At 71.3% G+C, this 18,123-nt stretch carries 14 protein-coding genes; 6 read left to right on the top strand and 8 right to left on the bottom strand.

What is annotated here, in order from left to right; translation table 11 throughout:
* Nucleotides 1-5: 5 nt before the first annotated feature.
* Nucleotides 6-1,106, bottom strand: a complete 1,101-nt coding sequence (locus ACTWJ9_RS04000; RefSeq protein WP_387036884.1) for an AI-2E family transporter — start codon at nt 1,104-1,106, stop codon at nt 6-8.
* A 515-nt stretch (nt 1,107-1,621) separates the two neighbouring features.
* On the opposite strand from ACTWJ9_RS04000, the gene ACTWJ9_RS03995 reads away from it, so the two are divergent.
* The gene (locus ACTWJ9_RS03995) at nt 1,622-2,629 is read left to right on the top strand and encodes a diacylglycerol/lipid kinase family protein (RefSeq protein WP_443295205.1); all 1,008 of its coding nucleotides are present in this window, start codon (nt 1,622-1,624) and stop codon (nt 2,627-2,629) included.
* 560 nt (nt 2,630-3,189) lie between these two features.
* Here the strand turns inward: ACTWJ9_RS03995 and ACTWJ9_RS03990 are convergent.
* On the bottom strand, nt 3,190-3,891 hold the full coding sequence (locus ACTWJ9_RS03990; RefSeq protein ID WP_387036886.1) for an HdeD family acid-resistance protein: 702 nt from the start codon (nt 3,889-3,891) through the stop codon (nt 3,190-3,192).
* A gap of 581 nt (nt 3,892-4,472) precedes the next feature.
* The gene (locus ACTWJ9_RS03985) at nt 4,473-5,825 is read right to left on the bottom strand and encodes a globin domain-containing protein (protein ID WP_387036888.1); all 1,353 of its coding nucleotides are present in this window, start codon (nt 5,823-5,825) and stop codon (nt 4,473-4,475) included.
* 572 nt (nt 5,826-6,397) lie between these two features.
* Between ACTWJ9_RS03985 and ACTWJ9_RS03980 the strand changes: the two genes are divergently transcribed.
* The gene (locus tag ACTWJ9_RS03980; protein WP_443295204.1) at nt 6,398-9,859 is read left to right on the top strand and encodes an AAA family ATPase; all 3,462 of its coding nucleotides are present in this window, start codon (nt 6,398-6,400) and stop codon (nt 9,857-9,859) included.
* Between the two features lie 58 nt (nt 9,860-9,917).
* Here ACTWJ9_RS03980 and ACTWJ9_RS03975 read toward each other — a convergent pair whose 3' ends face one another.
* Entirely contained in the window at nt 9,918-10,352 is a 435-nt protein-coding gene (locus ACTWJ9_RS03975) for a PaaI family thioesterase (protein WP_387035572.1), read from the bottom strand.
* A 438-nt stretch (nt 10,353-10,790) separates the two neighbouring features.
* Between ACTWJ9_RS03975 and ACTWJ9_RS03970 the strand changes: the two genes are divergently transcribed.
* Nucleotides 10,791-11,066, top strand: a complete 276-nt coding sequence (locus tag ACTWJ9_RS03970; RefSeq protein ID WP_387035574.1) for a hypothetical protein — start codon at nt 10,791-10,793, stop codon at nt 11,064-11,066.
* A 136-nt stretch (nt 11,067-11,202) separates the two neighbouring features.
* Here the strand turns inward: ACTWJ9_RS03970 and ACTWJ9_RS03965 are convergent, their stop codons facing one another.
* Both ACTWJ9_RS03965 and ACTWJ9_RS03960 read right to left on the bottom strand, forming a co-directional pair.
* Nucleotides 11,203-11,394 (bottom strand): DUF397 domain-containing protein, encoded by a 192-nt coding sequence (locus ACTWJ9_RS03965; protein ID WP_387035576.1) that lies wholly within the window; start codon nt 11,392-11,394, stop codon nt 11,203-11,205.
* On the bottom strand, nt 11,391-12,248 hold the full coding sequence (locus ACTWJ9_RS03960) for a helix-turn-helix domain-containing protein (protein WP_387035578.1): 858 nt from the start codon (nt 12,246-12,248) through the stop codon (nt 11,391-11,393). The genes ACTWJ9_RS03965 and ACTWJ9_RS03960 overlap by 4 nt, the downstream gene beginning before the upstream one ends.
* A gap of 211 nt (nt 12,249-12,459) precedes the next feature.
* Here ACTWJ9_RS03960 and ACTWJ9_RS03955 point away from each other — a divergent pair, with 211 nt between their 5' ends.
* Nucleotides 12,460-12,906 carry an ATP-binding protein gene (locus ACTWJ9_RS03955; RefSeq protein ID WP_387035580.1) on the top strand — a complete coding sequence of 149 codons (447 nt, stop codon included), beginning with the start codon at nt 12,460-12,462 and terminating at the stop codon, nt 12,904-12,906.
* Here the strand turns inward: ACTWJ9_RS03955 and ACTWJ9_RS03950 are convergent.
* Nucleotides 12,899-13,534, bottom strand: a complete 636-nt coding sequence (locus tag ACTWJ9_RS03950; RefSeq protein WP_443295203.1) for a ScbR family autoregulator-binding transcription factor — start codon at nt 13,532-13,534, stop codon at nt 12,899-12,901. The genes ACTWJ9_RS03955 and ACTWJ9_RS03950 overlap by 8 nt on opposite strands.
* Before the next feature lie 518 nt (nt 13,535-14,052).
* On the opposite strand from ACTWJ9_RS03950, the gene ACTWJ9_RS03945 reads away from it, so the two are divergent.
* Nucleotides 14,053-14,838 (top strand): HAD family hydrolase, encoded by a 786-nt coding sequence (locus ACTWJ9_RS03945; RefSeq protein ID WP_279332641.1) that lies wholly within the window; start codon nt 14,053-14,055, stop codon nt 14,836-14,838.
* Nucleotides 14,839-14,887: 49 nt separating this feature from the next.
* Here the strand turns inward: ACTWJ9_RS03945 and ACTWJ9_RS03940 are convergent, their stop codons facing one another.
* On the bottom strand, nt 14,888-16,339 hold the full coding sequence (locus ACTWJ9_RS03940) for a PucR family transcriptional regulator (RefSeq protein ID WP_387035584.1): 1,452 nt from the start codon (nt 16,337-16,339) through the stop codon (nt 14,888-14,890).
* A gap of 102 nt (nt 16,340-16,441) precedes the next feature.
* On the opposite strand from ACTWJ9_RS03940, the gene ACTWJ9_RS03935 reads away from it, so the two are divergent.
* The gene (locus tag ACTWJ9_RS03935) at nt 16,442-17,986 is read left to right on the top strand and encodes a purine-cytosine permease family protein (RefSeq protein WP_387035586.1); all 1,545 of its coding nucleotides are present in this window, start codon (nt 16,442-16,444) and stop codon (nt 17,984-17,986) included.
* The last annotated feature ends 137 nt before the right edge of the window (nt 17,987-18,123 follow it).

Here is an 18,123-nt window from a genome sequence, read left to right as displayed (position 1 = left end):
GGCGGTCATTCGGGGTCGGACCGGTCGACGTTCTCGGGGCTGGTGTCCGCCCGCATCGGCAGCCTCAGCGGCCGACCGTCGCGGTGAGCCCAGAGGTCACCGAGGACGACTTGGATGATGCCGGTGACGGGAATCGCCAGCAGGGCACCGAGGATCCCGGCGACTTCGGCGGCGATCAGGGTGGCCAGCAGCACGGTGAGGGGGTTGAGTTTCACCGTCCGAGACAGGATGACCGGCTGCAGGAGGTGGTTTTCGGCCTGCTGGTAGACGATGAAGAAGACGATGGCTCCGATGCCGGCCGGCAGGGAGTGGACGAACGCTGCTGCGGAGGCGACGACAGCCCCTATGGTGGCCCCCACCAGGGGAATGAGATCGGTCAGGGCGACGAAGAGGGCCAGCAGGCCGGCGAACGGCACTCCGGAAACCAGCAGCACGACGTAGGTCAGGAGCCCGCAGATGACGCTGATCAGCAAGTTTCCGGTCAGGTAGCCGTTGACGGTGCGGGCGCACGCGGCTCCGACGCGGCGTATGCGGGCCGCGGGTGCCTCGTCCACGAGGGCCAGGGACCGATCTATGGCCTTGGGGCCCTCCAGCACCATCAGATAGGCCAGGACGAAAATGGTGAGAGCGCCGGCCGCGGTGGTCGTGGTGCTGCGGATGAACTTCAAGGCGGGCGTGCTCAGTCCGGTGGCGAACGCGCGGATCTGTGCCTGATGCTGCTGGACATACTGCAGAGCGTGCGTCCGCTCCAGCAGGTTACCGACCGGCCCGCGGCCGGCCCGGGCGTCCCTGATCATCGCGGGCAGACGACCGGCGAACCGGCTTGCCTCCTGAGCCAGGGGGATGACGAACAGGGCGACCACCGCGCCGACGGCCGCGGCCGCGGCCAAGAAGACCAGCAAGGTGGCCACCGGCCGTCGGCACCTCGGCACCCGTCGCTGCAGCGCCTCGACCGCCGGATGAAGGGAGACGGCCAGGAACAACGCGATGACCGCCCAGATCAAGACCCGGCGAGCCTGCACCACCAGCTCGAGTACGACGTAGGTGGCGAGCACCAGGCCGATGGTGGCGAGGATGGTTCGCACCGGAACCGGACGTGCCGCCATGGGCACTGGGTGCCCAGCCCCGGTCACGGGAAACGAGGAGACCTCCTCGCCCGGTGAGCGGTGATTTCCCTGCGCTGCCGCACGTGCCGGCCTCTGGCACGAACTGCGGCAGGTCGCCGCCGGCCGCCAGGGGAGGAGGCGGACACAAGCAGCGGATGCCTCGGCCGTCCCCCATGAATCGCCCCCGAGGCGGCCGTGTCCGGCCACGGTGGCGCCGGCACCCATCGCTGGGCCGCCGATCACGTCCTGGGCATCGACCGCCTCGATCGGCCGGCGCCGGAGAAGGCCCCGGCCGGCTCTCATCCGTACGCCGCGGCTGAAGAGGACACCACGACAAGGGGAGCATCCAGACCGTTGGCCGGCACCTGAACGTCCCGACGAGCAGGCCGCGGAGCACCTCAAGGGCTTCCCGTTCCTCGCCCTTGACCCTGGCCTGGTGGCTGATGCCGTGCAGTGGGAGCGGTAGCGGGCCTTCTACGCGAGCGCGCTTCCGTGGCTCATCCACCTCCTGATCCGTGCGCCGTCCGACCCCGACGCACGCAGGTGGGGGATGCGGCGTCGGCCCGGCGGTGGAGGCGTTGCGGGGACCGGTCCAGGGCGCGGTGGACCTTGACGGCGGTGGCGGGTCGACCACGTACGTCCCAGGTGCGGATGCCCAGGCCGAGCTGCAAGCTGGTGCCGTAGGCCGTGACTGTCGAAGGAAGTGTCATGGTGGCGGTGGCCGCAGGTGCGATCGCCGGGCTGTCGGCCCGGCGGGGGACGGCGCCGTCAGCTGCGGGCGTGATCGCGGCAGCCCTGCTGCCGCCAGTGAGGTGCGCCGGGCCGATGAACGCGGCTGGTCGGCTCTTGCCGTGACCGAGAACGCGCCCCGACCGGTGGCCGCTGTGCGGCGGCCGTACCTGATCGTGAATCCGCGCTCGGGGGGAGGGAAGGCGGGCCGGTTCCGGATCGCGGAAAAAGCCCGTGCGTGGGGGGCTCAGGTTCTCCTGCTCGATCCTTCCCGGCCTCAGGACCTCGCGGTGGTCGCCCGACGCGCGGTGGAGGACGGTGCGGATCTGCTGGGGGTGGCCGGCGGAGACGGCACGCAGGCACTTGTCGCCGGGGTGGCCGCGGAGAGCGGTCTTCCTTTCCTGGTCGTTCCGGCCGGTACCCGCAACCACTTCGCGATGGACCTCGGCCTGGACCGTGCGGACCCCTCGGCCGCGCTGGAGGCTCTCACGGACGGCGTCGAGCTGCGTGTGGATCTCGGGTTCGCGGGCGAGCGGGTGTTCGTCAACAACGTGTCGTTCGGTGCGTATGCCGCCCTGGTGCAGGACCCGGCCTATCGGGAGGACAAGATCGGCACCACGGTGCGGATCCTCCCGGAATTCCTGGCCCGCCACCAGGGTCCGCACCTGGTGGTGCACACCGGGCTGCTCACCGTGGAGGGACCGGATGCCGTGCTGGTGAGCAACAACCCCTACCAGGCCGATGACCCGGCCGGGCTCGACAGGCGTGCGCAGCTGGACTCCGGGCTCCTGTGAGTCCTCGCCGCCAGGGCGGAGACGCCCGGCGAGACGGCCGCCCGCCTGCGAAGCGGGCAGACGCACGGTCTGACCCGTCTCGCCACACCTGACGACGTCGTCGTCCACGCCGACATCGCGGGGGTTCCCGCCGGGCTGGACGGCGAAGCCGTCACCCTGCCGACTCCCGTGCGGTGCCGGATCAGTACCCGGACGCTGCGGGTACGGGTTCCCCGCCATCGGCCGGGCGCAGCGCCCGCCGGGCGGCCGCCGGGCTGGGCCGCCGTCCGGCGGATGGCCTCAGCTGCCCGGCGAGCCGCTCATGGCCGTCACACCGGCTGACCGGAGCAGGCGGTGCGCCGGGAAGCACGTCGCAGCCGCGATCGTGGCGGACGGCGGTGCGCTGGGAGGTGATGCCGAGCGGCGCGCGGACGCCGAAGCGATCCGTTGCCCCACCGTCGGCGCGAGTTCACCACGCGGTCGTCCGCCGCCCGGCGGCGGACGACGCCGACCGGGGCTGTGCCGATCCGGGCGGGAAGTTCTTCGCCACTCGCCGCGGCCGGCCGCTCCGGTTCCGCCGATCAGTGCTGGGGGTGCGGACGGGCGTGGAACAGGGGTCGCCGCTGGGTGGTTGTGTCCGGTGCGAGATGGCCGATCTCGACACGCGTCCTGATGGCGCGGACCACCTCGGTCAGGCCGAGGACTATGGCCATGACGCCGACCACCAGGGTGAGTGTCGCGATCGAGGCGAACGGCATGATGATCATCACGATGCCTGCCATGGCACCGATGATGCCGAAGGCCACGTGCCAGCCGCGTGCCGGCATGTCCGGGGCGGAGGCCGCCGCAGCCGTCTCCAGGGTGCCGCGCAGCAGCCAGCTGAAGCCGATCCACAGGGCGAGCAGCAGGATCGACTGCAGGGTGCCCCGGAAGCAGATCAGTCCCAGCAGGATGGAGGCCGCGCCGGTGAGGAAGTGCAGTACGCGAAGATGTCGGCGGACGTGGACGCCGAAGGCGGCGGCGAGCTGGAAGACACCGGTGACCAGCAGATAGACGCCGAAGAGCACGCCGACGACTCGCAGGGTCGCGCCCGGCCAGACGAGGGCGAGGACGCCCAGGGCGATGGTGGCGAGGCCCATGGTGAGCAGGAGCTGCCAGCCGATGTTCGCCAGGGCGCCCATGCCTTCGACCAGGGGCGTCTCTTGCGTTTGCGGTGTCTCGCGCGTGCGCGGCTCGGTGCCGCGCGGGGGAACGGGACCTGCGGATTCGGAAGGAGATGTCATGACGCCTGCCTCCTTCTGGGAGCAGCGTGGTCACGTCAGTACACATTCATCGTCACCCGATCGGCCTCATGTCGCTCGGTGGAGACGGCGGGGGTTCGTGGCGCATGCGGTACTCCCCGAGCGAGCTTCTCCGACCCTGCTCAGCTCACCGGCACGGCAACCCTCCGGGGCAACAACCCTCACGGACCACGTGCCCGAGGGACTGCTACCGCGGCTCGACATCGCTTCGGCGGGCACCCACCTGCTTCACGAGAAATGATCTTGATGAGCGCGGGGTTGTGTCCCGAGGAGCCCATCCGTCTCCCCTGACCAGCGCATTTCGTCGGTTCCCCGCATGTGTGGGATTCGGCCGGGTGCCCTGCGTGTGCTGCTGCCGAAGGACCGGCCGGGGATCCCGCCGGAGCGCGTGCCCGGGCGCCCGGGAGCCGTGCGAGCAGGGGGCAACGGTTGACGGGTGACGAGTCCGACACCTGCAGGTCCCCTCCGACGGCCCCAGGGCGGGCGGCTCGGGCCCGCCACCGTCTCGGTGACAGACCGTCCGGGCCGACGCCGAAGAAGAAGCTGCCTGTCACGGCGGCCGTTCAGACGGGGACCTGTTGCCCCGGGGGCATGAAGTCCCCGGCCGACCCGTGCCCCTGGGTGAACCGTGGCAGGACGCGCGGACCGGTCGGCAACAGGTCGTGGACGATGCGTTCGGCGGGATGCCCGGCGTGGACGAGTCCGGCCGCCACCGCACGGACCATGTCCGGCGGCCCGGCGATCAGGGTGCGCCCCTCCGTGAGGGGGGTGCTCCGGGCCACCGCGTGGAGCAACCGGTCGTACCTGCCCCCGGTCGGCGCCCCGCCCGGCACCGGGACCACGGTCAGCCAGGAGTGGCGTTGTTCGAGACCCGTCGGATACCCGAGGTCGTAGAGGTCGGACAGCGAGTCGGCGCCCAGGAAGAGCTGTACGCGGCGGCGCACACGGTGTGCGGACGACCGCCGCACGCTGCTGTCCAGCTCCTGCAGCAGTGCCTTCATCGCGGCCCAGCCGGTGTCCCGGACGACCAACCGCAAGGTGTCCAGGGGCTCCGCGTCGAGCGTCAGGCAGCCCTTCGGCGGCCCGAGCCGTACCTCGTCCCCGGGTGCGGTGTGGCGCACCAGCATCTCGCTGACCCCGCCGGGGCCACTGCGCCGGACGTGCAACTCGAGCTCCCCGTCCGGACCGGGCCCGTCGGCCAGGTAGTACGGACGCCAGGTGTGCGGCAGCCGGGCGGACTCCAGCGTGGTGTACTGGCCGGCCCGGTACCGGAACGTCTCGTGCGGCAGGAGGCGGAGCACTGCCAGGTCCGGCCCGTACAGCCGATGGGAAGTCACCGTGGCGCGCCAGCACGGCGGTTCGTGCAGTGCGGCCTCCGCGCCCCGGACCATGGCGGTGACGCCGAGCTGCAGCATCCGCATCCAGGCCTGCTCGAGCCCGGGGCTCCAGTACTCGCCCGCACGGCTCCGCAGCGCTTCGCGCAACGCGTCCTTGAACGCCGTGTACTGCGCAGGGCGTACGCCGAGTTTGCGGTGGTCGCGGCCGAGCCGGGTGAAGGCCCCGGTGATCTCCTCAGGGCGGTGCAGGTTCTCGATCAGGTACCAGAACGCCCGCGCCAGATGAGCCTGTTGGAACGCCATCGCGTCGGGGAAGAGCGACCGCAGTGAGGGGTGCCGTGCGAACAGCGCCTGGTACAGGTCGTCGATCAGCTCGTCGAGCGGAGCCACCAGGTCCAGGTCACGCAGGATGATCTGCTGGTCCGCGGCCGCGTCGTACGTCTCTTCGGCCGGGGGACGGCCGCCACGGCTGCCACGGCCGATGTCCGGGGCGCTCCCGGGGGAGAGCAACCGCTGACGCAGCCGCATCGCGTCGTGCCGGGCGAGGAGTGTGTGGTACGTCCTGTCTTCCACGCCCATGGTCAGCGGACCCTTCCCGTCTCGGGCCCGACGACGGGTATCCGCACGGAGCCGGGTCCGGTCCGGCCCCGATCGGCGACCGGACCGGGAGCCCACCGGTCCGGTCGGCGCGAGGCCCTCACCGGGAGCGGACAGAAGAGTCGGGACATGGCTGGGCTCCTTGAGCGACGTGTCGAGGGGGTGAGGCGGCTCGACAACGAACAGAGGCCGAACCGCCGGTTTCCGGCGGGAGGAAACGCAGGTCAGTATGGCATCAGGGACATATGCCCCAAGGGCCCCGGGGGGCAGGGACGTTGGGCCCTGGCAGAAGGGGAACAGGTGTGCACACCTGACGGGTGCGCACACAGGCGGAGAATTCCCGCCTTCCGGCTCTCGGCGACGTTCAGTCCCGGGTTGCGAGCTGAAGCTCGGGAGGCCTCAGCCCTCGCCCAGCACTGCGCCGAAGTCGGGAAGCCGGCCCAGGAAGTGGTCCCCTGAGCTTTTGCCATGGTCAGGGTTCTGATAAGTCTTTCGGAGGGGTACGGGCGGCATGCCCGTAGCGGCGCCCGCGGGCGCCCGCAGGGAGGACGCACATGGGCACCACCATGCACGACGAGGTCATCGCCGCCGAGCAGAAGGCGGTGGACCACGCGTACGACTGCTACACCGCGAGGCTGGCCGAGATGACCGGGGCATCGGCCGCCACGGCATCGGCGAGCGGGAAGGACGGCATCGCCAACCGCAAGGAGGCGGAGGCGCGGGCCGCGGCGTACGGCGGACTCGGTGACGAGGCACTGGTCTTCTCCCGTGTCGACGCGCCGGAGGAGCCCGGCGGAAACCCCCGTCCCTGGTACATCGGCCGACGGGTCGTCCACGACTCCGACAAGGAACTCGTGGTCCTGCTGTGGACCAGCCCGCTCGCGAAGAGGTGGGCCGAGGCCCTGCCCGAGGCTCCAGGGGAGGTGTCCCTGCGGCGGCAGCTGCGCTGTGTGCAGCGTGTCGTCAAGGGCTACTTCGACGAAATCGCCGCCGTGACCGTTTCTCCGCCCGCTCTCGTTCCGCCTCCGCGGCCGGCCGCGGACGACATGATCGAGGCCGACAGTCAGGCGGCTGCAGCCGAGACGCCTCTCGTGGTCCCCCCGGAGCCGGGCGCGGAGCAGCGCGAGAAGCGCCGGCCGTCCCGGACACCGGGCGACGTCGCCCGCATCCAGCGCCGTAAGCCGCCGCAGCCGGACGACTTCCTGCTGCGCGAGCTGCAGCGCTCGCGCAGCGGCCGGATGCGGGACATCGTCGAGACCATCCGTCGCGACCAGATGGACCTGGTCACCGGTTCCCCGTCCGACATCCTCGTCGTGCAGGGCGGTCCGGGTACCGGTAAGTCCGCCGTCGGTCTGCACCGGGTGACCTGGCTCGTCAACAACGAGCACTTCAAGGCCCAGGACATCCTCGTCATCGGTCCCCACCAGAGGTTCCTCGACTACGTCGGCCAGGTGCTGCCCACCCTCGGCACGCGCGACGTCAACGCCGTCCAGTTGAACCGCCTGTGGGACGGCGAGATCCTCGGCACCGACACCCCGCAGGCGCGGCGGGTGAAGTCCGACGAGCGCATGGCGGCCGTGCTGCGGCGCCGCGTCGAGAGCGCCTGCCGTCCCGAGGCACTCGACGACCTCACCACCGCACCCTCCTACGAGGGCGACGAGCCGGCCGTCGTCGTCACCGCCGGCAGTACGACGCTGCGCGTGCCGAAGTCCGAGGTCCTCGCGCTCCTCGACGAGGTACGCGACGGCGAGGGCCCCTACCGGCAGCGCCGCGACCGCTTCCGCAGTCTGTTCGTCGACCGCCTCCTGCAGGAACTGACCGCGGTCGCCCCGCGCCGCGGCCAGGACGGCACGATCCGCCGTGACCTCGAACGCAACCGCCGCGTCGAGCGGCTCGTCGAACGCCTCTGGCCGTCGCCCGGTGCGAGGGAGGCCCTGCGCAGCCTCTACGACTCGCCCGACCTCCTGCGCGCCTGCGCGGACGGCATCCTCGACGGCGACGAGCAGGCAGCACTCCACCGGCCACGGGCCGCCACCGCCGACGCCGATCCCTGGACCCTCGACGACCGCGTCTGCCTCGAAGAGCTCCGGTTCCTCATCGACGGGGAGACGCCCCGGCGCTACGGGCACATCGTCGTCGACGAGGCCCAGGACCTCACCCCGCTGCAGGCCCGCGCGCTGCGCCGCCGCTGCGCCGTCGGCGGCTCCATGACCGTCCTCGGCGACCTCGCCCAGGCCACCGGCCCCCACACCCACCTCAGCTGGGACCCTCTCGGCACCCTTCTGTCCGACCACGGGGACTGGCGGGTCGCCGAGCTGAACACCAGCTACCGAGTGCCGGCCGAGATCATGGAATTCGTCGCACCCCTCGCCCGCGCGGTCGCTCCCGGACTGCCGTACCCGCAGGCCGTGCGAGAGGCGGGCGAGGACGCCGTACGGACCGTGGCGACCGAGCCGTGGAAGCTCCTCGACGACACCGTCGCCCACGCGACCCGGCTGGCCGGCACCAGCGACGGGAGCACCCGGCGCTCCGTCGCCGTCATCGTCCCCGACGACTCGCACTGGCTCGACGAGATCAGCCGCCACCTCGAGCAGGGCGACGACAGCACGGGCACGGACCGCGAATCGGTGTCCGTCCTGGCCGCCGCCCAGGCCAAGGGCATGGAGTACGACCACGTCCTGGTCATCGAGCCCGCCGTCATCGCCGACCGGGGCCCGGCCGGCCTGCGGCAGCTCTACGTCGCGCTGACCCGCAGCACACAGAGCCTGACCGTGCTGCACACCTCGCCGCTCCCGGAGGTGCTCACGAACACGGACACCGTCCCCCGACCCCCCTCCACCGAGACGGGATCCGGCACGGAAGCGGACGACGTTCCCGAGATCGGCGCCGACATCCGCGTCCGGGTCCTCGGCCCCGGCCCGGGCGGCCGCTACAAGGTGAAGGCGCTCTCTCCGGAGACCGACCGCCCGCTCGTCCTGACCGTCAGGCACGGTTCCGCCCCTCCCCGCCCGGGCGACGAACTCGACTGCTGGGTCTTCGCCAACGAGACCGGCCACAGCGTGCTCACCGCCGACCGGCGGGGCCGCCAGCCCGTCTCGCCGAAGATGGCCGAACGCTACGCGGCCGCGCTCGGCGTGCTCGACGACCTGGTGGCCGGCGACGAAGACGTACTCGACGGTGCCCGCGCCCGGCTGTCGGACCTTCAGGGCATGGCCAACCGCATCCTCCGCCGCGACCAGGCGGACTGGGTGGACGTCCACCACGTCCTCGGCTCCCCGGACCGGCAGCGCCTCGGCATGCTGCGCGACCTCGCGTCCCGCACCCACCGTGCGCTCAAGGACAGCACCCTGGACACCGGCCGGCTGCGGACCGAACTCGCGGAATCCGGCTGGGCCGAGGCGCTGGCCGAAGCACGGCAGACGCTCCGCACCCGCCTCGCCGACGCCGCGGAAGAGGCCCCCGAGAACACCACCGACCCCGCCACCCATGAGCCAGAGCAGTCCGAGCAGCCCGAACAGTCCGAGCGCTTCGAGCAGAAGGAAACCGAACCCGTGACCACCGTCGAAGAAGCACCCGCCGGACCGGCCGTGACCACGAAGGAAGGCTTCCTGCGCGCCCTGGAGACCTCGGCCGCCGCCGACCGCACCTGCAAGAAGCACGAGGCGGTGCGCCACGCACTGAAGTCGGAGCTGCTGTGGGCGGACCTCCAGCCGACCGACTCCCCGGTCGTCGACGTCTCCTGCGACACGGACCGAGGCCTGTTCGTCTACGAGGTCCTGGGCGCCGGCCGCTCCGCCTACGAGGACCTCCGCTCGGGGGCGACCCGCCTCCTCGAGATCAAGCACACACTGTCCGCGCCGGCCCACAGCCTCTACCTGGTCCTGTGCGAGCCGCCTGCCGAGGACTGGGCCGCCGACACCGTACGTGACGTCTTCGGCGTCCGTGTTCTGTGGCGGACTCCCAGCAGCTGGGGCGGCGCCGACCCCGACACCGCCCTGGGCCGTCGCCCGGAGTGAGCACCTTCCGTCGTCCCCGCCGTTCGCGGTGGGGACGACACCGGCCCGGCGGGCGGGGTCAGTTCGTGGCGCCGTCCTTCGCCGCGAGCACGATCTGGGTCTGGGTGGTCTGCCCCACCAGTCGGTCCTCGTCGTCCCGCAGGTCGGTCTGCACGACGACGAGGGTGCCGCCGACGTGCAGGGGGCGGGCCGTGGCGTGGACCCGCCCGGAGGCCACTCCCCGCAGGAAGTTGGTCTTGGACTCGACCGTGGACGTCCCGGCGCCCGGCGGGAGGTTGAGGTAGGCGCAGACCGCGCCGACGGAGTCGGCCAGCGCCATCAGGGCTCCGCCGTGCAGGATTCCGCCCGCGGTGCAGGCCTCCGGGGACCAGGGCAGACTGCCTGTGGTCCGGCCGGGGGCGACCTCGTGGAGTTCGATGCCCAGCTGTGTCGCGAAGGGCATGGCCGCCAGGAGGGTGGCGGGGCTGAGGGCTGCCGTCTCGGAAGGGGGCATGGCGTGCTGCCTTTCGGGATCGGGTGAGTGCTCTCGGGCGCACGGTGAAGATCGTGTGGTGTACCAACCGTCAGTGTTACAGCATGTGTTGGGAAAACTGAATCAACGGACGAGAACGGGCCACGTCCGCGTCGCGGGCACCTCGTCTGCTGCGTCCGGCTGTGGCGCCCCCGTCCGGTCATGCCCGGGCGATCGCCAGGACGGCATTCTGATCTTCGAACCCGCAGGAGTTGCTGAGCGCCAGGTCGAGAACGTCTTCCTTGGGCGACCGTGCCACCTCGATGTCTATGCGGGGTCAAGCACGCGGCTGACCTCGGTACGCCGGTAGCCCATAGTGTGGGGTCCTCGTGGAACTGTCACGGGGACTCCCCTTTCGCACACTCACCGCGCAGGCCGTCACGTCCAACCGAAGCGGCCTCCTGGAAAGGCAACCTCCCTGTGCTGATCGCAATCGCTGCCCTGGGCATCACGGGCTTCTGCCTCACTCTCTGGTGCTCGGTCACCGTTGCCCGGATGCGAGACCTCCCCACATGGCGTAGATACCTCCCCTTGGCCCTCTTCCTGATCGCGACCACCGCCAGCCTGCTGCGTGCCGTCGACATTCCACAGATCGCCAACGCCGTCGCGTTCCCTCTCAACCTTGCCGCCCTCGTGCTGTCACTGCGCGAAATTCGCGCCCGCCGAGGCACCCGCACCGGCCTCCGCACCAACTGAAACCCGCGGGAGGGCGAGGCTGCGGGTGCTGGAGCGGGGCTCGGCTCGGAGCGAGGCAGCGAAGCAGTTCGTGCTGGATGTCGAGTAGTCGTGAGAGGTTCGGTGGGGCAACGAGGGGCGCTGCCCCACCGGAGGTTCAGACGCGCGAGTCGGCTGCCAGCGCCGTGAACGCCGACCAGGCGCCGAAGGAGACGGCCAGGGAGTGTCTCCGGGTGTCCTTCGAGTCGCGGACAAGGACTGTCTCGGTCCGCACGGCGACCTCGATGCAGTTGTCGCCAGAGCTGCCGCTGTAACTGCTCTTGGACCAGGTCAGTTCAGTGGTACTCATAGTGCTCCTCGCATCTGCTCCAGCAGGCTTGCTGTGGCTTCGCGGCCGAGGGCCTGCGAACGCAGCTTGCCATAGCGTTGGAGCATCGCGCTGACGTCTTTCGGTGACGTGATCAAGATGCTTGACTGCTGACCTTCGGAGTAGCCCACCCACTCATGCTGAGGTGTCTCCGCCAGGTACATCAGGCCGTCGATCCCGGCGTGATCGTACTGCCGCAAGGGCATCACCTGGATCTCCACGTTCCGTCGAACGCCTTCCTTCAGCAGGTGGTCCAGCAACTGACGCGCGACCTCTGGTCCGCCCATGTGCCGTTCAAGAAGAGCCTGTTCGATGACAAAGCTGAAGGCTGTGTTCGGCCGCTCGGTCAGGAGCTGTTGCCGTTCCAGGCGCGCGGTGACCTGGCGTTCGATCTGATCCTCCGAGAGGGGTGGCAGCCGCCGCTCGAAGATGGCCCTGATGTACGGCTCAGGCTGCAACAACCCCGGAATCGCCCGGCACTCGTACGCATACAGCGAGATGGCCTCCTCCTCGATGCCCGCCCACTGCCGGAACCAGGACGCCAGCCCCGCCTTGCGGGTCAGGCTCCGTGCCGCCGCTGCCAGGACGCGTGCCGCGGTCGCGCCCAGAATCTCCTCCGAGCGGTCCAGCAGGTCCCGGGGCGGGAAGCGCTTCCCCTGCTCGATCTTGGCGATGTACGCAGTCGAGTACCGCACCAGCGGTGCGAACTGCTCCTGCGTCAGGCGGGCTTCTTCCCGTAGGACTTTGAGGACCGCGCCGAAGGTCTTCAAGCTGTCCGAGAGTTCCGGCTCGCAGTTCCCGCCCCCGCCCGCCCCGCCGCCGTTGTCCGTCGCCATCGCAGCCGCCTTCCCCTGTGCCGCCGGGCCTCGTTGTCCGTGCCGGACCCGAACGCGTGCCGTGCCATGTGCCGGGCGCGCTGCGCCACGCTCGGCACGCACATCGTCACGCACGGCGAGCAGTCCGGTCCAGCGTGTGCACCAGTACAGCGGGAGCTGTATCAGGGGCGGACCTGCCGACGGGGCGTCAGCAACCAGCAGGCTGGCCCTCATGCAAGCTCCTCACACCCCGACGCCGGCTCCGGCGCGCTCCTTCGCACAGCGCTTCTCCGCCACCCGGCGCGGTGCGCGCCTCGCCCGGCTGCTCGCCGCGCACCAACTCACCGAGTGGGGCCTCCCGCACGGCACCGAAGTGCACGACACCGTCGTCCTCGTCGTCGGGGAGCTCACCGCGAACGGGGTTCTGCACGGCCGCGTCCCGGGGCGGGACTTCGCCCTCCGTCTCGTCCACGACGACGGCAAGGGCCTGATCCGGATCGAGGTGTCCGACACCCATCCCGCCCTGCCGGCGCGCAGGGTCCCCGGCACGGACGAGGGCGGTGGTCGTGGGCTGGTTCTCGTCGACGCGCTCGCCGTCGACTGGGGTGTACGCGACCGCCCGGGGCCCGGAAAGACCGTATGGGCCGAGTGCGCGACGGCACCCCGGAGCCTCACGTGACCCTCGGCGCCTCACCCGGGGCTGCGGTGGGAAGAGGGGCCGGCTGGAGTGAGGGGAGGGTCAGGTGCCACCAGTCGGTGAGGCGGTCGGGGACGGTGGCCGCGCCCTCGAGCGCCTCGGTCAGGGAGCAGAGGCCGAAGAACGCGCGGACCAGGGTGCGGGCGGTGCGGGCGGGGCGGACGTGGGGCGCCAGGTGGCCGGTGCTGCGCGCCTGGGCGAGGAGGCGGGTGGTGGCGGCTGTCCACAGGAGGAAGGGGTTGGGGAGCGCGGTGTTGACGGTCTCGCGTTCGGCCCACAGGCGTGCGCCCGCGCGCGTGACGGGGTCCCCGGAGAGGGCGTGGGCGATGTCGTAGCTCAGGGCGACGAGACGCTCCAGCGGCGGGACCGTCTCGTCCGTGTACCGTGCGGTGAGGTCCGGCCAGGTGGCGAAACGGTCCTGGACCACGGCGAGGGCGATGCCCTCCTTGCTGGCGTAGTGGAAGTAGACCGAGCCGCTGGTCCGCCCCGACCTGCTGCTTATGTCGTTGACGCTGGTGCCCGCGTAGCCGCGTTCGGCGAAGAGGAAGGCGGCTGCTTCCAGGAGTGCTCTGCGGGTTGCTCTGGCCCGTTCCTGCAACGTCCTGTCCACCTTCGCTCAATTTCTCCGACAACGACGAATGTAGTGCGCCCGCGTACGCCGGGAGCAAATAAGGGTCACGCTCACGCGGTAATTACGCATTTCTTTCGAGGATGAACGCGGGCGAGTGGTAATGGGGCCGGTCCGCTGTTGTTCCGGCCTCGCGCGGTGGCTGTGCGGTCCGGCGCCGCCGGCGCGGGCTGCCCAGTGAATATGCCTCAACTTCCGCATGGTGGAGCCTCGTTGACGGATCGTACTTCCGGCCGGCCCGGTCGGGGTCCGTGAGGCCATACACCCCGGTCACCCTCACCGTCGATAACTCCTTGTGGTCATTGCCGCACCCTCCGGAGCGGAAATAACGTAACGGTCGTGATGTTTCCGTTTATTGCCGAACGTCAGGAATGCGCGCAATTCCGTATTCCGGTTGCTCCCTGACGTGCGCCGATCTGTGGCGCACCCGGCACGAGACACCGTCAGACCCGGATCGCGGTCACGCCGCGTGTGACCGCCCGCCCCTTCAGGAGGCAGCTGTGACCACTCCGGTACACCCTCTGCTCGACTGGTCCCCCGAAGCAGTCGTCTTCGACTGCGACGGCACGCTGATGGACAGCGAACGCCACTGGCAGGAAGCCCGCCGCCTGGCCTTCCGGAACTTCGGGCTCCAGGCCCCGCCGGGGTTCGCGGAGCAGGCCAAGGGCGTGCACTACGCCGACTGCGGGCGGCTGATGGCGGAGTCGGTGCGCAAGCCCGAGCTGACGGCCGACCTGACCGCGTCGCTCCTCGCGAACTTCCTGTCCCTCGTCGCCGACGACCCGGTGACGATGCCGGGAGCCGTCGAACTGGTCCGGTTGCTCTCCAGCCGGCTGCCCCTGGCGGTGGCCAGCAACTGCCCGCTGGAGGTGGTCGAGGAGAGCCTCGCCCGGGCCGGACTGCGGGAGCGCTTCCGGCACGTCGTCGTTCCGTCCGGGGCGCCGCGGGAGGCGGACGGCCCGGGCGGGGCGCCCGCGGCGGAGGCGGTGCGGCCCAAGCCGTGGCCCGACGTCTACGCCGAGGCGGTCCGGCTGTGCGGGGTCCGCCCCGAGCGGGCGCTGGCGGTCGAGGACTCCCTGACCGGTGTGGAGTCGGCCCGCCGGGCCGGACTGCGGGTGCTCGGCGTCGGCCCCCGGCCGGACGACGGGGACGAGGGCGGGGCCGACCTGTGGGTGCCCTCCCTGGACGACCCCGAGCTCCTGACGTGGGCCCGGACCCGGGTGACCGGGCCGGCCCCGGACAGTGGAAGCAGCGGAAGCAGTGGAAGGGGCCAGGGCCCGTCGTGAGGGCACCGTCCGGCCCGCGACACCCGGCGGGGCCCTCCGGCGGCGGGCGTCAGTCGGTGAGGCCCAGGGCGCCCGCCGCCTGGATGGCGAGCCACACCTCCGTGAGCGCGCCGGTGGAGGACAGGTCGCGGCCGGAGAGGACGCCGAAGCGGCGCAGGCGGTAGGCGAGCGTGTTCGGGTGGATGTGCAGCGCCGCCGCGGCGGTCTCGGTGCGGCGGTCGCGCTCCATCCAGGTGCGGACGGAGACCAGCAGCTGGGAGTCGTGGGCCGCGTCGTAGCGCAGCACCTCGCCGAGCACGTGGTCGACCAGCGCGTTCAGCACCGCGGGATCCTCGGGCAGCCAGCGGCCCGTCGCGTCGGCGCCGTACCGGACCAGCGGGCGGCCCGACTCGACCGCCTTCGCCACCGCCCACAGGGCCTCGCGCTGGGCGACCTTCAGGGCCGCGCCGGGACGGAAGGGGCGGCTCATCCCGGCCGCCACGGCCGGCAGCCCGCCGACGGCGTCGGCCAGCTCCGGAGCGCCGAGCACATAGCGGTCTCCGCCGCGGGTGAGCAGCAGGTGGGGGTGGTCCTCGAGGCAGTGCAGCAGCGCCTCGTCGGGGGTGTGCCGGACGACGAACAGGGCAGCGTCGCCCTCGATGGAGTGCCGGGCGAGCCGGCGGCGGGCGGCCGCCGGGTCGAGCACCTCCTGGAGCAGCTCCGCCAGGGTCTCGGCGCCCTCGCGGCGCAGCGTCTCGCGCTCGTTGCGCACCATCGCCACCTGCAGCGCCGCCACCGTGGCGATGTGCTGGACGACCGCCAGACCGGCGGGCTGGGCGCCCTGCCGCTCGTACGCCACCAGGAAGCCCGCCGGGCCGCCGGGCGCCGGCACGGGCAGGACGAAGCCGCCGGGGACGGTCGGCGGGGCGTCCACCGAGGAGGGCAGGACGTCCGGGTCGGGGGTGGGCACCCCGGGCAGCAGCGGGCGGCCCTGCGGGGTGCAGAGGTACACGTCGTACCCGGACAGACGTTCGAGGCGGCGCAGGAGTGACGGCGTGTCGAGGTCCTCGGCGACCAGCCAGCGCAGCGAGCCGAAGACCTGCAGCTGTGCGCCCAGCCGGTGCCGCGCGTCGTCCTGCACCGCAGCGGCGACCTCCTGGGACACCGCGATGAACGGAACGGCGAGCGGTACCTCCAGCACCGGGAAGTCCCGCTCCTCGGCCGTCCGGAAGAAAACGTCGTGCAGCGGGGGCGTGTGCAGCTGCGCCGACAGGGCCAGCGCGGAGACCCCGGCGTCGTCCAGCAGCTCCAGGAAACGGCGCTGCCCGGCGGCGCTCCGGGGGATCGCGAGCCCCGTCGTCATGATGACCTCCGCCCCCAGCAGCCAGGGCGTCGGGTCGTCCAACTCGCATACGTGCGCCCACGATACGGAGCGGCCGAGGCCGTTGCGGCCCGCCTTCACCGACAGCTGGAGGGCGGGGAAGGAGAGCAGATCCTCGACGGTGAGTTTGTCGGTGGCCACATATATGAGGCTATCTCTCTGTGATTGCCACCATTGTCGCAGGTCAGCAAGGGGCTCAGACTGTGGAGCCGTCCCCCGGCACGAACGGCAGGTGAAGAGCCCATGGCGACCTCGGTCACCGAAATCGAGACTCATGGTGTCGAGCAGATCCCGGACGAGGACCGTACGGCCCGTCCGCTCGACCTGTTCCGGCTCGCCTTCGGCGGCGCCAACACCTTCGCGACGTGCGTGCTGGGTTCCTTCCCCATCCTGTTCGGCCTCTCCTTCTGGCAGGGGCTCGCGGCGACCGTGCTCGGCCTGGTGGCGGGCGCTCTGCTGCTCGCGCCGATGGCGCTCTTCGGACCCGCCAACGGCACCAGCAACTCCGTCTCCTCCTCCGCCCACCTGGGAGTGCACGGAAGAGTCGTCGGCTCCTTCCTCGCGCTGCTCACCGCGGTCGCCTTCTTCTCGATCTCGGTGTGGTCCTCCGGCGACGCCCTGGTCGGCGGCGCGCACCGGATGCTGGGGGTGCCCGAGTCGACACTGACGTACGCCGCGGCGTACGCGGTCTTCGCCGGTCTGGTGCTCGTGGTCTGCATCTACGGCTTCCGCTTCATGCTGCTGGTCAACAAGATCGCCGTGGTGGCGGCCTCGGCCCTGTTCGTGCTGGGGGCCTTCGCCTTCGCCGGCGACTTCGACCCCGGCTACGCGGGCGCCTTCGCCTCGACCGCCGACCCGCTGTTCTGGCCGTCCTTCATCGGCTCCGCGCTGATCGTGCTTTCCAACCCGGTCTCCTTCGGCGCGTTCCTCGGCGACTGGTCCCGCTACATCCCGGCCGCGACGCCCCGCCGGCGGGTGATGGGCGCCGCGTTCCTGGCCCAGATCGCCACCCTGCTGCCGTTCGTCTTCGGTCTGGCCACCGCGTCGGTCATCGCCACCCAGGCCGGGAAGTACTTCGACCCGGCCGCGCCCAACTACGTCGGCGGCCTGCTCGCGATCGCGCCCGGCTGGTACTTCCTGCCGCTCTGCCTCATCGCGCTGATCGGCGGCCTGTCCACCGGCACGACCGCGCTGTACGGCACCGGACTGGACTTCTGCAGCGTCTTCACCCGCTTCAGCCGCGTCCAGGCGACGATCCTCATCGGCGTCCTGTCCATCGGGTTCATCTTCGTCGGCCGGTTCTGGCTGAACCTCACGCAGTCGATCTCCACCTTCGCCACCCTGATCATCACCTGCACCGCGCCGTGGATGATCGTGATGGCCCTCGGCTACGTCACCCGCCGGGGCTGGTACGACCCGGAGGCGCTCCAGGTCTTCAACCAGCGCCGCACGGGCGGGCGCTACTGGTTCAGCCACGGCTGGAACTGGCGCGGCCTGGCCACCTGGCTGGTCTCCGCCACGGTGGCCCTGCTCTTCACCAACCTGCCCGGCCAGTTCGTCGGACCGCTCGGCAACCTGGCCGACGGCATGGACATCTCGCTGCCGGTCGGCCTGGTCCTCGCGGCGGTGCTCTACCTGGCCCTCCTCGCCCTGTTCCCCGAGCCGCGCGGGGTGTACGGACCGGCGGGACCGCGCCTCGTGCGGGCCTCCGACGCCGAGGTCCTGCCGATCAGCGGCGACCCGCAGGAGACGCCGGAGGCACCGGCGGAGCCGGCACCGGTCGGCTGACCCGTCCGACGGCCATGGAAGGTCCGGCGGTGGGCCCGGAAGACGGGGGCGACCTCCGCGAGGTCGTCCCCGTCCTGGTGGGTCCTGGTGGACGCATCCGGCACCGCCTCGGACGGCATAGGCGAGACCGACCGAGG

It is taken from the genome of Streptomyces sp. GDS52, from assembly GCF_052246875.1.
Classification (GTDB): domain Bacteria; phylum Actinomycetota; class Actinomycetes; order Streptomycetales; family Streptomycetaceae; genus Streptomyces; species Streptomyces cathayae.
Note: the sequence above shows the minus strand (reverse complement) of the source record. Positions and strands in the feature narration are given on the sequence as shown.

What these genes read in the sequence shown, in the direction of transcription:
- ACTWJ9_RS04000 (WP_387036884.1), bottom strand. Translation starts at nt 1,106, where the DNA reads ATGGCGGCACGTCCGGTTCCGGTGCGAACCATCCTCGCCACCATCGGC.
- ACTWJ9_RS03990 (WP_387036886.1), bottom strand. Translation starts at nt 3,891, where the DNA reads ATGACATCTCCTTCCGAATCCGCAGGTCCCGTTCCCCCGCGCGGCACC.
- ACTWJ9_RS03985 (WP_387036888.1), bottom strand. Translation starts at nt 5,825, where the DNA reads ATGGGCGTGGAAGACAGGACGTACCACACACTCCTCGCCCGGCACGAC.
- ACTWJ9_RS03980 (WP_443295204.1), top strand. Translation starts at nt 6,398, where the DNA reads ATGGGCACCACCATGCACGACGAGGTCATCGCCGCCGAGCAGAAGGCG.
- ACTWJ9_RS03975 (WP_387035572.1), bottom strand. Translation starts at nt 10,352, where the DNA reads ATGCCCCCTTCCGAGACGGCAGCCCTCAGCCCCGCCACCCTCCTGGCG.
- ACTWJ9_RS03965 (WP_387035576.1), bottom strand. Translation starts at nt 11,394, where the DNA reads ATGAGTACCACTGAACTGACCTGGTCCAAGAGCAGTTACAGCGGCAGC.
- ACTWJ9_RS03960 (WP_387035578.1), bottom strand. Translation starts at nt 12,248, where the DNA reads ATGGCGACGGACAACGGCGGCGGGGCGGGCGGGGGCGGGAACTGCGAG.
- ACTWJ9_RS03955 (WP_387035580.1), top strand. Translation starts at nt 12,460, where the DNA reads ATGCAAGCTCCTCACACCCCGACGCCGGCTCCGGCGCGCTCCTTCGCA.
- ACTWJ9_RS03935 (WP_387035586.1), top strand. Translation starts at nt 16,442, where the DNA reads ATGGCGACCTCGGTCACCGAAATCGAGACTCATGGTGTCGAGCAGATC.